The organism is Rhizobium sp. NPDC090279 (assembly GCF_044769665.1).
GTDB lineage: Bacteria > Pseudomonadota > Alphaproteobacteria > Rhizobiales > Rhizobiaceae > Rhizobium.
Genome location: NZ_JBIVYI010000003.1, coordinates 537849 through 552119 on the forward strand (window position 1 = coordinate 537849; position 14271 = coordinate 552119).

The 14271-nt window shown below is 59.2% G+C and carries 17 protein-coding genes; all 17 read left to right on the top strand.

Annotated features, from left to right (window positions below):
- Positions 1-254: 254 nt before the first annotated feature.
- Positions 255-926, top strand: a complete 672-nt coding sequence (rem, locus tag ACIQWP_RS10610) for a transcriptional activator Rem (RefSeq protein WP_402786025.1) — start codon at positions 255-257, stop codon at positions 924-926.
- A gap of 291 nt (positions 927-1217) precedes the next feature.
- Positions 1218-1403 carry a hypothetical protein gene (locus ACIQWP_RS10615; RefSeq protein ID WP_402786028.1) on the top strand — a complete coding sequence of 62 codons (186 nt, stop codon included), beginning with the start codon at positions 1218-1220 and terminating at the stop codon, positions 1401-1403.
- Positions 1404-1427: 24 nt separating this feature from the next.
- Positions 1428-2930 (top strand): flagellar hook-associated protein FlgK, encoded by a 1503-nt coding sequence (gene flgK, locus ACIQWP_RS10620; protein WP_402786031.1) that lies wholly within the window; start codon positions 1428-1430, stop codon positions 2928-2930.
- A 3-nt stretch (positions 2931-2933) separates the two neighbouring features.
- A complete protein-coding gene (locus ACIQWP_RS10625; protein WP_402786034.1) occupies positions 2934-3983 on the top strand; it encodes a flagellar hook-associated family protein in 1050 nt (349 codons plus the stop codon).
- Positions 3984-4020: 37 nt separating this feature from the next.
- Complete coding sequence (gene flaF / locus ACIQWP_RS10630; RefSeq protein WP_402786037.1) at positions 4021-4368, top strand: flagellar biosynthesis regulator FlaF; 348 nt, start codon at positions 4021-4023, stop codon at positions 4366-4368.
- On the top strand, positions 4365-4817 hold the full coding sequence (gene flbT, locus ACIQWP_RS10635) for a flagellar biosynthesis repressor FlbT (protein ID WP_402786040.1): 453 nt from the start codon (positions 4365-4367) through the stop codon (positions 4815-4817). The genes flaF and flbT overlap by 4 nt, the downstream gene beginning before the upstream one ends.
- Positions 4805-5317, top strand: coding sequence for a flagellar hook assembly protein FlgD (gene flgD, locus ACIQWP_RS10640; RefSeq protein WP_402786043.1), 513 nt, complete (start codon positions 4805-4807; stop codon positions 5315-5317). The genes flbT and flgD overlap by 13 nt, the downstream gene beginning before the upstream one ends.
- A gap of 29 nt (positions 5318-5346) precedes the next feature.
- Positions 5347-5613, top strand: a complete 267-nt coding sequence (fliQ, locus tag ACIQWP_RS10645; RefSeq protein ID WP_402786046.1) for a flagellar biosynthesis protein FliQ — start codon at positions 5347-5349, stop codon at positions 5611-5613.
- 149 nt (positions 5614-5762) lie between these two features.
- The gene (flhA, locus tag ACIQWP_RS10650; RefSeq protein ID WP_402786049.1) at positions 5763-7850 is read left to right on the top strand and encodes a flagellar biosynthesis protein FlhA; all 2088 of its coding nucleotides are present in this window, start codon (positions 5763-5765) and stop codon (positions 7848-7850) included.
- Positions 7847-8599: a flagellar biosynthetic protein FliR gene (gene fliR / locus ACIQWP_RS10655; RefSeq protein WP_402786052.1), complete on the top strand. Its 753-nt coding sequence runs from the start codon at positions 7847-7849 to the stop codon at positions 8597-8599. The genes flhA and fliR overlap by 4 nt, the downstream gene beginning before the upstream one ends.
- Positions 8600-8670: 71 nt before the next feature.
- A complete protein-coding gene (locus ACIQWP_RS10660) occupies positions 8671-9090 on the top strand; it encodes a hypothetical protein (protein WP_402786055.1) in 420 nt (139 codons plus the stop codon).
- Between the two features lie 130 nt (positions 9091-9220).
- On the top strand, positions 9221-9817 hold the full coding sequence (locus ACIQWP_RS10665) for a rod-binding protein (protein ID WP_402786058.1): 597 nt from the start codon (positions 9221-9223) through the stop codon (positions 9815-9817).
- Between the two features lie 14 nt (positions 9818-9831).
- Positions 9832-10200 (top strand): hypothetical protein, encoded by a 369-nt coding sequence (locus ACIQWP_RS10670; protein ID WP_075855144.1) that lies wholly within the window; start codon positions 9832-9834, stop codon positions 10198-10200.
- Positions 10197-10724 (top strand): hypothetical protein, encoded by a 528-nt coding sequence (locus ACIQWP_RS10675; RefSeq protein WP_402786061.1) that lies wholly within the window; start codon positions 10197-10199, stop codon positions 10722-10724. The genes ACIQWP_RS10670 and ACIQWP_RS10675 overlap by 4 nt, the downstream gene beginning before the upstream one ends.
- Before the next feature lie 254 nt (positions 10725-10978).
- The gene (locus ACIQWP_RS10680; protein WP_402786064.1) at positions 10979-11818 is read left to right on the top strand and encodes a WecB/TagA/CpsF family glycosyltransferase; all 840 of its coding nucleotides are present in this window, start codon (positions 10979-10981) and stop codon (positions 11816-11818) included.
- Positions 11819-11917: 99 nt separating this feature from the next.
- A complete protein-coding gene (locus ACIQWP_RS10685) occupies positions 11918-13822 on the top strand; it encodes a succinoglycan biosynthesis transport protein (protein WP_402786067.1) in 1905 nt (634 codons plus the stop codon).
- A 117-nt stretch (positions 13823-13939) separates the two neighbouring features.
- Positions 13940-14271 (top strand): tetrahydrofolate dehydrogenase/cyclohydrolase catalytic domain-containing protein (locus tag ACIQWP_RS10690; protein ID WP_402786070.1); only part of this gene is annotated, 332 nt, incomplete at its 3' end.

Below are 14271 nucleotides of genomic sequence, written 5' to 3' on the forward strand. Positions count from 1 at the left end.
CGGTTAGCCGACACTAACCCAATCGAAGCAGTTGACTGCCGTGGATTTGCCCAAAATGCGCGTGTTAATAATACGCTCACTAACAACTTTTTTATCGGTGTAAAACGCAAGCCACCCACTACATCTAGTGCAAATCGCACCTACAAAGTTAATCAATTATTAATTTCCGCCACTCATTTCCGACAGTTGTTCGTGATTCGCCCGATTCGTACCCATAGTTCATCGAAACACCACACTGATTCGGAGGCGGACGAATGATCGTAGTGGTTGATGAGCGAGAGCTCGTTAAGGACGGATATACATCACTGTTTGGACGGGAAGGCATCCCGTCCACTGGGTTTGACCCACGCGAATTCGGCGAATGGGTTACGACGGCGGCAGAGGGCGATATCGCTGCGGTCGAAGCCTTTCTGATCGGGCAGGGCCAGCAGGTGCACGAGCTCCCCAGAGCGATTCGTGACCGCACGACGGCACCTGTCATCGCGGTCAGCGACCAGCCCTCGCTGGAAGCCACCCTTGCACTTTTCGATTGTGGCGTGGACGATGTCGTGCGCAAGCCGGTGCATCCTCGCGAAATCCTTGCCAGGGCCGCGGCGATCCGCCGCCGGTTGAAGGCGATCAACAACTATACCGATATCGGTCCGATTCGCGTCTTCGCAGACGGTCGTGATCCGGAGATCAACGGTTCCGTATTTGCCTTGCCGCGCCGCGAGCGCCGCATCCTCGAATATCTGATAGCAAATCGCGGGCGCCGCGTGACGAAGACGCAGATCTTCAACGCCATCTACGGCATCTTCGACGAGGAAGTCGAAGAGAACGTCGTCGAAAGCCATATTTCCAAGCTGCGCAAGAAGCTGCGCAAGAAGCTCGGCTTCGACCCGGTCGATTCCAAGCGCTTCCTCGGCTACTGCATCGACTGGAGCTGATACGGCAAGTCGCCTATCACGGACTTCAAACCCATGAATAAGCCCGAGAATCATTTGATTCTCGGGCTTATTCTTTTGCGGCCTGCCGGATGGCTGTGACGCTGGAAGGTGCGTTCTTCCTTACGGTTTCGGCGCAGAATGGCCGAGGACGAGCCCAGTGTGCGGCGCTCACGGCGAGGCTTTTCGCGATGATCGGCTTTTCGTCCTCTCAGACAGCTTCACGCAAGGCCCGCCACCTACTCTTAGTCGTATGAAGGATAACGAGGATTCCAGATGAGGAATTTGGGCAGCATGAAGACTGCATTTGCGGAAGTGGGAGCACGGGCAGCTGGCCTGGGCACCGCACGTCGCCGCTCTGCCAGTGCGATGCCGGTTCACTCGGCTGGTCATCCGTCCGTCACCAACGACTATCTGGTCTATTTCGCCGGCCTTGCTCTGACAGGCTATCCCGACACTTCGGCCAATCTGCCGCGCTAAAACGAATAGGGTATCGAGTAAGTCATGTCGCTCACAACAGCTCTCAACAACGCGCAGGCAATATTCAACAATACCGGCACGCAGAGCAGCGTCGTGTCGAACAATATCGCCAACGCCAACAACACGAACTATTCGCGTCGGCAGGCGGTGGTGACCACCGATATGGCCGGTGCTCAGGTGGTGCAGATCGCCCGCAGCAGCGAGCCATCTCTGCAGAAGGCCTATCTTGGTTCGTCGTCATCGGATTCGGCGCAGCAGCTGCTGTTGAACGCCTATAGCAATCTCCAGTCGGCGACGCTCGGCGGCAACGACAACGAGATCGCGCCGGCGACCTATCTGTCGGCATTTCAGGACGCGATGCAGAACTATGCGGGGTCGCCGTCCAATTCCACGGCGGCGCAATCTGCCATCAATGCCGCACAGAGCCTTGTCACATCGCTCAACAATGCCACGACGGCGGTGCAGACCGCCCGCAGCGACGCCGACAAGCAGATCAGCTCCGACGTCAGTACGCTGAACAGCCTGCTGACGCAGTTCCAGACGGCAAACGACGCGGTAAAATCCGCCACGGCCACGGCCGGTCCAACGTCGAGCGCCCTTGCCGATGCGCTGGATCAGCGCGATTCGATCCTGGGCCAGATCTCGAAGATTGTCGGTGTGACGACGGTGACGCGCGGCAACAACGACATGGCGCTCTACACCACGAGCGGGACGACCCTCTTCGAGACCATTCCGCGCACCGTGACGTTCAAGTCGACGGATACCTACACACCCGATAGTCCCGTCCCGGGCAACAGCGTCTATATCGACGGCGTTGCGTTGACCCCGGGCCAAGGCGCGAGCACAACGGCGCAGGGCACTCTTCAGGCGGCGCTGCAGATCCGTGATGATGTTGCGCCGACCTACCAGAAGCAGCTCGATGAGATCGCGCGCGGCCTGGTGACGACGTTTGCGGAAACGAGCAACACAAATCCGAGCAGCCCGGTCATGGCGACCGGTCTGTTCACCTACTCCGGCGCGACCACGTGGACAAGCGGTACAGGACCGAGCAGTGCGACGGTCATTACCGGTCTGGCCGGTTCCATCAAGCTCAGTGCCGCCGCGGTTGCTAACCCGAACCTGGTGCGTGATGGCGGTATTAACAATACCACTACCGACACTAGTTACACGAAGAATACCAGTGGTGACAGCGGCTACTCCACGCAGTTGGACGCCTATATTACCGCCATGAATACCAAGGCGAGCTTCGATGGCAATGCGGGCTCCAGCACCAATGCGACGCTCATGGATTATTCATCGAGCTCCATCGGCTGGCTCGAGGGCCAGCGCAGCACGGCAACGACAGCGGCGGAAAATACGTCTGCAGCTCTTTCGCGCTCCTCGAGCGCCTATTCGAATGCGACCGGCGTCAACCTCGACGAAGAGCTGACGCTGATGATGGATATCGAGCAGTCCTACAAGGCTGGAACGAAGATATTGAACGCAGTCAACGAGATGCTTCAATCGGTACTGGATATTGCGAGCTAAGCCATGAAACTATCTTTCATTTCGAGCAATGCCATTCAGAACGCGATGCGCCAGACGATCCGTCAGGCGCAGAATGAGATGACGAGCGCTTCGACGGAGGCAACCACGGGCGTCTACGCCGATATCGGAGTTGCGCTCGGTAGCAGCACTTCGCTCAACGTGAACCTGACGAGGGAAGTGTCGCGCATCGACTCCATCCTCAGCAGCAACTCCGTTGCGAACCAGCGCATGACGACATCGCAAACCGCCTTGACTGGCATGGGCACGCAGGCGCAGAACCTGATGGACCAGCTCGTGGCGCTGAGCGGCAATACCGACGGCAGCAGCGTCGCCCTGGCGCAGCAGGCCGCGACGTCGACTTTGTCGGGCGTCATCGCGTCCGCTAATACGATGGTCAATGGCGAGTATCTCTTTGCCGGAACCAATACCGACGTCCAGCCGATGACGGATTATTCGTCGACGGCGAACGCGAGTATTCAGTCGCAACTGACGGCTTACATGAGCAGCCAGTCTCCGGCGGTAACCGCATCGACCATATCTGCCGCGCAGATAAACGATTTCATCACCAATACCGTAGCGCCGATGTTCACGTCCGACACCGGCTGGGCCAATTGGTCGAGCGCGTCCGATCAGAATATGACGAGCCGCATCAATAATTCGGAAGTCGTGGAAACCTCGACGAATTCCAATTCCTCTGGCATGCGGTATCTGGCGCTTGCGACCAGCGTGACCAATGCGCTGATGGGAACGCCGCCTGGTCTCAACCAAAGCGCGGTGAATGCCGTCACGCAGCAGGCCATCAGTTATACGCGCCAGTCGATTGACGGATTGAACAGCCAGGCAAGTCAGCTCGGCCTCTCTCAGTCGCGCCTGTCGGATGCGAACACGACACTGAACGCCCAGAAGACCATTCTCAACACCAGTATCGGTGATCTGACCGGGGTCGATCCCTATGAAGCGTCGACCAAGGTCAACAGTCTCGAGACCCAGCTCGAAACGGCTTACACTATTGTTTCCAAGATCCAGCAGCTAAGCCTTGTAAATTACCTTTGATGATCAAAGGGAAGTAATGACCAGGAAGGATGCATGAATGTATCAGTTCTCATATGCGGAAGTCCTGCAGGATGCTGTGGCCGACGCCAAGGAACGAGAACGACAAGTTCTGGACCGGTCGGTAGCCCTTCTCTCTGCGGCCCGTGATGCGGGGAAATACGGCCGCGAAGCGATCGAAGCTCTCTTCTACACGCGACGCTTGTGGGTGAGCTTCGTCGAGGACCTGAAAAGTCCGGAGAACCAGCTCAACGTCGAACTGCGCGCCAACCTAATTTCGATCGCCATCTGGATATTGAAGGAATGCGAACGGATCAGGCGGCGCCAGTCGGAAAACTATCAAGGCATCATCGATGTCACCACCATCATCAGGGATGGACTTAAATGAAAAGTACGCTTCGCATATCGCTTAAAGCCGGGGAAAAGATCTTTATCAACGGAGCCGTCCTGCGCGTCGATCGCAAGGTTGCTCTGGAATTCCTGAATGATGTGACATTCCTGCTCGAGAACCATGTCCTCCAGCCAGAGGACGCGACGACGCCATTGCGTCAGCTCTATTTCATCGCGCAGATGATCCTCATCAATCCGGAGGGCAAGGAACAGTCGACGGCGATGTTCCGCAAGTCGATCGTCATGCTCTTGTCGTGCTTCCACAATGACGAAGTGCTGGCCGAGCTGAAGCGCATCGACGGCCTCGTTGCCACCGGCCGCGCCTTCGACGCGCTGAAGGCGATCCGCGGCCTTTACCCGGTCGAGGATAATATTCTGCACAACCAGGAAATGCCGGCGGCGACGATCGAGCACATTCGTCGGGAGATCGCTCCATGGCAGCGGTAGACGCCGTCAACAGCGCCAGCAGCAGCTCTTCCAGCAGTTCCTCGAGCAGCGCCGCCGCCGCGTCGGCGAGCGCCAGCCTGAATTACAACGACTTCCTGCAGCTCCTCATCGCGCAGATGCAGAACCAGGACCCGACCGACCCGATGGACGCCAGCCAGCAGATTTCGCAGCTGGCGAGCTTCTCCCAGGTCGAGCAGCAGATCCAGACGAACTCGCATCTGGAAACGGTTTTGCAGAACCAGTGGATCTCGCAGGCCTCTGACTACATCGGCAAGCAGATCATGAGCGCCGACGGCAAGACGACAGGCACGATCAAGGAAGTGACCGTCTATACGGACGGTATCATCGCCCAGACCGATGCCGGCGACAAGATTCTGATCCAGGCCGGCGTGACGATTGCTCCGGCGGGCACCACCATTGATCAGCCGACGTCGTCGAGCGATAGTAGCAGCAGTGATTCGTCCGATTCATCGAGCACGGATCAGACCAGCGGCACATGATGTGCCGCTGAACCGGGAGTGGACATGCCATGAATGAAGCCGATGCATTGGATATTTTCCAGGCGGCGATCTGGACGGTGCTGGTGGCTTCCGGTCCAGCGGTTATCGCCGCCATGGTTGTCGGTCTGGTCATCGCCCTGATCCAGGCGCTGACCCAGGTGCAGGAGGCGACTTTGACCTTCGTGCCGAAGATCGTCGCCGTCATGGTCACGATCGGCATCTCGGCGCCGTTCGTCGGCTCGCAGATTTCGATCTTCACCAATCTCGTCTTCTCCCGCATCCAATCGGGCTTCTGAGTTAGATCCGAAGGCCGTTCCCGGCCGGCGGATCATGCGCGCCGATGGCATCGGCCATGCTCGCGCAAGCTTCGATCTTTAGAGGTCGGTTCCACTAGGGCACGCGGGTCAGCCGTTTGCCTCCTCTCATGAAGAGACGGAACCGGTCGATGGCACAACCACCCGCAATAGCACTTCCAAAAGCCAATCCCAGCATTCGCGATATCGGGTTCGCCCTCGGTATCATGGTCATCCTGTGCGTGCTGTTCCTGCCGATCCCGCCGTTTCTGATCGACCTTGGGTTGGCTTTCTCGATCGCTTTCTCGGTGCTGATCCTCATGGTGGCGCTCTGGATCAAGAAGCCGCTGGAATTCTCGTCCTTCCCGACGATCCTGCTCATCGCTACGATGACGCGTCTGGCGCTAAACATTGCGACGACCCGCGTCATCCTCTCACATGGCTATGAAGGCCATGATGCTGCAGGCGGTGTCATCGCCGGCTTTGCCAGCCTGGTGATGTCGGGCGATTTCGTCATCGGTCTGATCGTCTTCCTGATCCTCATCACCATCAATTTCATCGTCATCACCAAAGGCGCGACGCGTATCGCGGAAGTCGGCGCGCGCTTCACCCTGGACGCCATTCCCGGCAAGCAGATGGCGATCGACGCCGATCTTTCGGCCGGCCTGATCGATGAGAAGGAAGCGCAGCGCCGTCGCCGCGAGTTGGAGGAAGAAAGCTCGTTCTTCGGCGCGATGGACGGTGCGTCCAAGTTCGTGCGCGGCGACGCGGTCGCCGGCCTTCTCATCACCTGCATCAATATCTTCGGCGGCATCATCATCGGCTATTTCCGTCACGGCATGCCGATCGGCCAGGCCGCCGACGTCTTCGTCAAGCTCTCAGTCGGCGACGGTCTGGTTTCGCAGATGCCGGCGCTGATCGTGTCTCTCGCCGCCGGTCTTCTTGTTTCGCGCGGTGGCACGTCCGGCTCCACCGACCAGGCGGTCATCAATCAGCTGAGCGGCTATCCGCGCGCGCTTGCCGTCTCGGCAGTGCTTATGGGCATCCTGGCCATCATGCCCGGCATGCCCTTCTTTCCCTTCATCCTCCTCGGTGGCCTGATGGCGACCGGCGCCTGGTTCATTCCGCGCCAGATCGAGGCCGAGAACAAGCTTCGCCGTGATGCCGAAGAGCAGAAGGTGATGCAGACGAAGGAAATGGAAAAGGATTCGGTCAAGTCGGTTCTGAAGACCGCCGAGATCGAGCTGGCGCTCGGCAAGATCGTCTCGACCCGCCTGCTCGGGGCCCATCAGGAACTGGCTTTCCGCGTCGGCAAGATGCGCAAGAAGTTCGCGACGCAATACGGCTTCGTCGTGCCGGAAATCAAGGTGATCGACGACATGGCGATTGCCGACAAGTCGTATCAGATCCGCATCCACGGCACGACGATCGCCTCCAACATGCTCCGCGTCGGCGAAGTGCTCGTCGTCACCGGCTCCGGCCGCAAGCCGACCGTTCCTGGCGACGAGATTCGCGAACCCGCTTTCGGCATGCCGGCTGTCTCCGTGCTCGAGGCCTTCACCGAGGATCTGAAGCGCGAAGGCTTCCAGCCGATCGACAACGTCTCCGTCGTCCTCACCCACATGAGCGAAGTCATCCGCAACAATCTGCCGGCGCTCTTGTCGTATAAGGACGTCAAGATCCTGATCGAGCGCCTCGACCCGGAATACAAGAAGCTCGCCGACGAGATCTGCTCGTCGCACATGTCCTATTCCGGCTTGCAGGCGGTGCTGAAGCTGCTGCTCGCCGAGCGTGTTTCCATCCGCAACCTGCATCTCATTCTTGAAGCGGTTGCCGAACTCGCGCCGCATGTCCGCAAGACCGAGCAGATCGTCGAGCATGTACGCGTGCGCATGGCGCAACAGCTCTGCGGCGATCTGGCCGACAACGGCGTGTTGCGTGTGCTGCGCCTCGGCAGCAAATGGGATCTCATCTTCCATCAGGCGCTGAAGCGCGACCAGAAGGGCGAGATCGTCGAATTCGACATCGATCCGCGCAGCCTCGAAGAGTTCAGCGAGCAGGCAGGCAAAGTTATCCGTGAATACATGGATCGCGGCATGCCCTTCGTTCTTGTCACGTCGCCGGAAACGCGCTCCTATGTGCGCATGATCATCGAACGCCTGTTCGCGACCCTTCCGGTCCTGTCGCATGTGGAATTGGCCAAGGGGATCGAGATCAAGATTCTAGGTTCGATTTCATGATAACCGACCCCCAGGGGACCATTCTGGCGCTGTTCGTCGCCTTCTGCCGCATCGGCGGCTGCATGATGGTTCTCCCGGGATTTTCCTCTGGCCGTGTCCCCCCGCAGATCAGGCTGCTGCTTTCCGTGGCCCTGACGATGGCGATCCTGCCGTTGCTCTGGAACACGATCTATCCGCAGGTGTCGAAAGGCGATGCGAATTATATCGGCCTCATCTTCACCGAAACCGTCATCGGATTGATGTATGGGATGATGGCCAGGATCTATACGCTGGGCCTGCAATTCACCGGCACGGTCATATCGATGATGATCGGCTTCAATGCGCCTGGCGGCGCCGATATCATCGAGGAATCGAACGAAACGTCGCTCACCAGCCTCGTCAGCTTTTGCGGGCTGATGATTCTCTTCATTCTGGATTTCCACCATTATGTCTTGCAGGCGCTGGTCGATTCCTATTCCGTCATTCCTTTCGGCGGTCACATCGAGCCGCGCGCCGCGCTGATCTCGATCACGGATACGCTGGAGACGACCTTCTTCATCATGCTGCGGCTGGCGAGCCCCTTTGTGCTTTACGGCTTGATGTTTCAGATTTCGATCGGCTTCATCAACAAGCTGGCGCCGCAGATCCCGATCTACTTCATCTCCACGCCATATCTGCTGATGGGAGGGCTGTTCATGCTCTATCTCACCATCGCGGCTTTGGTCAGTCAATTTTCCAGTGCGTTCCTTACCGTCTTCAATGGGCATTAGCCCGCGAACGGAAAGAGGACGTGGTCCGATGCGAGCGTAGCCGGAGTAAGGCAACCGGCGGGTAGGTGGCGATGGCGGAGAAAAACCGTTCAGAGAAATTGAAGCGCCTGGTCGCGGTGCAGCGGCATTTGGAGCGGATAGCAGAAAACGAACTTGCTGACACGACCCGCCAGCGCTCGGAAGTGACCGAATCGATGGAGCGGGTCATGGTTGCCATCGGCTCGGTCGATCCCGTGCATATGGCCTTCTCGATCCATTACGCCGAACGCTACGGCCGCCTGATGATCCGCGACCAGCAGCTGGAAAGCATCCAGAAGCTCATTCAGATGAAGGTCCAGCAGGAGCGTACCAAGGCCGATAGGCTGGAAGAGCATATGAAGGATGCCCGCGAGCTAGAAACGCGGGAGGCGGACGACAACGCCGTCTACGACATCATCGATCAGCGCTTCGCTGGCGCAACGCCAGCCTCCAGCAAGGTTCAAAAACCATAATCATCGCGATCATGGGGCAGGATTCGCATCGTTGGGTTGCCGGCCTGCTCTGACAGTTTGATTCGATATGCCCTGAGATGAGCGCTGAGCCGCGCATTTTCTGGTATGCGAGAATAGAAGGAGACGTGACGTGGCTATTTCGCCTCCGAGTGACTTGGTCCTCGATGTCGTCAAGGCGGCCAATCCCGCCGATGTCGAGGCAGCGCAAGCCAAGCTCGCCGCCAACAAAGCTGCCTTTGCGGCGACCAGCCTGGCCGAGAATGGCAACGGCTTCGGCGCGTCGGTGGACGCGCTCAACAGCGCCGCAACCCAGGCCGGTCTCGCCAATGCCAATACCCATGTGGCCGGGACGAAGGTTCCGCAGGCCTATCGCAAGTTCGAGTCGATGGTGCTGCAGAACTTCGTGAAGAACATGTTGCCGAGCAGCGAGACGCTCTACGGCAAGGGCTCGGCCGGCGAGATCTGGAAGGGCATGATGGCCGAGCAGTTGGGCGACACGATCTCCAAGAACGGCGGCGTGGGCATCGCTGAAAAAATGTACAAGGAACAGGTCGACAAGATGCGCAACACCGGCGCCATCCATACCGCGACCGATGAGAACGACAAGAAGATGGCGCTCAGCGCGATCACTGATTTTCAGCGCAAGACGCTGGCCGCCGCTGATGCCGATAACGACGGCAACAACAGCATCACCAACCAGAATTCGTTGACGTCCCAGAAAGCATGAGCGAGGTAACAAACATGGAAATGATGTCGCAGGACTATCGGATCAAGTCTGTCCTTGGCCGCCTGGAGATGATTATCGACAATGAGAACAACCGGATCGGCACCGACCCGGAATTCGATCTCAAGGTATCGAACGCGCACAAGAGCCGCTGCCTTTACGAATTGTCGATGCTGTTTCGCGATACCGATCCGGCAGATCTCGCCGCCACCCATATCGAGCAGCTGCATGATCTGAAGAAGAAGCTGGTTCTGAATGCTCGCCGCGTCGAGGCGCATCTCGAGGCGGTGCGGGCCGTCGCCGAGATCTTGAAGAATGCCGTGCAGAACGCCGATGCGGACGGCACCTATTCGCAGGAGCAATTCCGCGTCCGTGAGGCCGGATGATCAAGCTCGTCATCACCGGCCTGTGGGTCTGCGCCGTAACATTGGCCTCGGTCTATTTTTCGGTGCAGGTGGCGACGGCGCCCGCGATCAGCCCTGACGATGCCAAGAAGGCACAGCAGGAGCTGGTCAAGGGCGAATCGATCAACGTTCCCGTTATCGCCAACGGCCAGGTGACCGGCTATTTCCTGACGCGCATCTCCTTCATGATGGAGAAGGGCAAGGCCAATGCCCTCCAGATACCCTTGCCGGAGCTGACGACAGACGAACTCTTTTCGCTGCTGATCGGCAACAAGGCGATCGATATTGCGCACACGCAGAGTTTCGACGTTGCCGCCTTCCGCAGCGATTTGAAGAAACGCATGAACGAGCGGCTCGGCGGGGACTATGTCGCCGACGTGCTGATCGAACAGCTCGACTATCTCTCCAAGGAAGAGACCCATGGCGGGGAAAGCATCGGCAAGAGAACGGTCAAGCCCGTCAAGATCGTGCAGGATGCAGCCAAGGACAAGGCGCCCGGCGAATAATCGTGCGCCAGCCATAAGTTAGCTGCTTCACATGTTTATATAAGTAATTACTTACTATTAACGGGCATGCTTAACAGATCCCTGATGTCTTCCGGCAAATCCAAGCTTCCTTCCTAACGGAAAGTTGGATTTGTCTTGCTATAAGTACGTCCCAGCGATGCCTCGCAGTCGCCGCGCCGATGAACGGCGAGGGGCATGAGCTTGTGAGTACCGGCATCATGCGCGTTTGCGATGCCGGGCAGGAGGTTATGGGATTGAACCAGGTAGCCGATTTTGCCGTCGTTGCATCACGCCGCATGATCTTCGATCTGCCGGTGTGCGATCTTGACTGGGATGATGCGCTGACCTTCGTCAACGAGCTTGCCTCCCTGCCGGTCGGACAGACCTCCATCTCCTTCGTCAATGCCCACAACATGCTGGTCATGCTGCGCGACGACAACTACCGCAATGTCCTCGAGCGCAATCTGGTTCTCCCTGACGGCATCGGCCTCGACATCGCGTCGCGCGTCGCTCACGGCGAACCTTTCCCCGCCAATCTGAATGGTACGGATTTCGTGCCCGCGCTGCTGACTTTCATGGAGCGGCCGCGGCGGATCGGCCTCTTGGGCGGCAAGCGCTCCGTCGTGGAAAAGGCAGCGGAGAAACTCCGCCAGCATGCACCTTGGCATCAGTTCATCGTCGTATCGGACGGTTTCTTCGATCCGGCGCGAAGCAATGCCGTGACGGCGGAAATCCGCCGCCAGAAGATCGATATGCTGATCGTCGGCATGGGCACGCCGCTGCAGGAAAAATGGGTCGCCGAACATGTCGGGCCGCAACATGCGCGTCTCGTCCTGACCGTCGGTGCCTTGTTCGATTTCATTTCCGAGACGGTGCCACGGGCGCCGAGGCTCGTGCGGGCGATGCGCAGCGAGTGGTTGTTCCGTCTGGCATTGGAGCCGAACCGGCTATGGCGGCGTTACATGCTGGGCATACCGCAGTTCTTCTATCAGGTTGTCAGGCATCAGTTCGGCCGCAAGGAGCGCGTCCTTCGCGCAGAGCCGCATCCCCTGCCGCAGCGGCGCATCGCTCCGCCAGATAAATTAGCAAGTTAGTATTTGCGGGCTCGGCGTTAACTCTTTCTTTGGCATGAAATTTTAGAGTGGGTTAACCATTTGCATTGGTCCTGGACCATGTGCGCGAGATAGCCCGCTATGTTTGAAAGCAAAGCCAGGACCGGATTACACCCCGACGATGCGGAAACCTCAGAGGTTTCGCGGCGATCCGGCCGGCATGTTTCTCCCCACGGCGACGATGACGACCTGGGTAGCGTCGCCGGTCTGCGTGCCGCCAACGCCGACGACCCGCGCGATGCGCAATTGCGCGCCATCCTGCGCAGACGGTTGAATGGCGATCCCTTTCCGGTGTCGGGCCACAGACGATCGCTGGAGACCGGACCGGCCGCCGATCAGGCTGAACGTATTCGAGACGCCCTCGACGCGAAACGCCGACAGTTACAGGAGCAGGTCCCTGATCTTTTGGAATTCGTGCCTGATCTGCTTGACGGCGTAACGGAGCTTCCGCGGCAGGCTGCCGCCGTGCCTGTTGTCGCTGAACATGTATCTCGTGCCGGACGCTGGTCTTTCAGCATCCCGGCCCTCGGTTTCGTTTTCGCAACAGCCTTGGCGGGAGCGGCAATTCCCACCCTGCTTGCGCCGCCGCCGCGTTATGTTTCGCAGGCCGTTCTCCATGCGGAAGGCGAGGGTCGCGGACGTCAGGCCTTGTTGGATGTTGCGGCGAAGCGTGTCGTCGCGCCGTCCGTATTGTCCGACGTCGTTGCCAGGATGAAGCTTGATCGCGATCCGGAGTTTACCGGCAGTCGCGCCGGCGCCCTCGGTGTTGTGGTCGAACTGCTCTCCGGCAGCGGCAACGCGTCCGATGCGCCATCGCGCGCGCAGGCAGTGCTGCGCAAAGGCGTTGCCGTCGATATCGACGGTCAGGCAGGTCTGCTGCGTTTGATCGTTACGTCGGGCGATCCCGCAAGATCGGCCGATATTGCCAATAGGCTTGTTATCGCCACTCTCTATGATGCCGCGGTCGCAAACGCGGCTGGCACGTCGCTCGGGGTCGAGACGGCGGCCGATCGCAGCCGCAAGGACCTCGATCGCGCTTCCGCCGCTCTTGCCGAATTCAAGGCGCGCTATGGCGAAGACAAGATCATGGCGGCGGAGACGCTTCAGCGGCAGCGTCAGCAGCTGGACCTGCAGATTAGGGCAGCCGATCTGGCCGTGCGTACCGCCAAGGCCCGCCTCACAGCGGTCAAGTCGGCCACGCCGGCATCCGTGCTGAGCGGCGCGTTGTCGGGCGATCTTTCCTCCGCGGGCCTTGATGATCTGCGCAGCCGCTACAACGCCGCTAAGACGCAGCTGACGCAGCTTTCCGTGCAGCTCGGCCCGCGCCATCCGCGTCTGCTGGCGCAGCAGGCAACCGTCGACGATCTTGCCGCCAACATGCGCAGCCAGCTGCAGCAGCTGGCCGTCAGCAGCGAAGCGGCGGTTAAAGCGGCTGTTGAAAAGCAGGCGGCTCTCTCGGCGCAGATGACTGCCGCCAGCCAGACGGGCAGCGATGTCGATCTTACCCATCTCGCGCAGCTGCAGGATGCTGTCACGACAGCACAGAACCGCTATGAGGCCGAGCAACAGAATGCTGCCATGACGGTGTCCGAAGCCAGGCCGCCGCTGACGGTGCTATCCCAGGCTGTCGCGTCCGTTGCGCCGCTGGACGATCATCTCGCGAGTAATCAGGCGGCCGGCTTCCTTGCAGGCCTCGGCCTGGCCCTTTGTGCCGTGTTCCTGCGCAAATGGCTGGCGGGCGTCGAGCCCGCAGAAGACCACACGGTCGACGAAAACATCATGTCGGCAGGCCTCGATTTGCACCATGATGATGCCGCTCTCCCGTCATTTCTCGAGATCGCAGTTGAGCCGCCGGCTGCTCTCGTTTCGAAGGATACGGATCAGCTCGATGTCGCGGATGAGTGGGTCCGCATCCAGCAGGAGCTCGCGTCCTTGCGCGCCAAGGTCGAAACCTACGCGGTGCGCCGGCATCAGGACCGCGGCTGACCGCCTCATCGTTTTCCCTTGCAATTACCGCTTTCAGACACCATAGGGCGTTTGCAGGCAATTCCGTGCGGTGGATGGCCTGTAGATTGCCACCGAATTCATGATCGGGAGACGAGCGTGACGACAGTGATCGACGGGAGACAAGCAGCGGCATCGGTGATCGAGGCTGTGAAGGTTGCGGCTGCAGGGCTTGAGACGGAGAGCGGTGTGAAGACCGGGCTTGCGGTCGTCATCGTCGGCGATGATCCGGCCAGCCACGCCTATGTGAACTCCAAGAGCAAGATGGCCAAGGAATGCGGCTTCAAGTCGGTCCAGCACACGCTGCCGGCCGAGACCACGCAGGAGGCGCTTGCCGGTCTGGTGCAGTCGCTGAACGACGATCCCTTAATCCACGGCATTCTGGTGCAGCTGCCGCTGCCGAAGCATCTGGATTCGGATGCGATCATCCA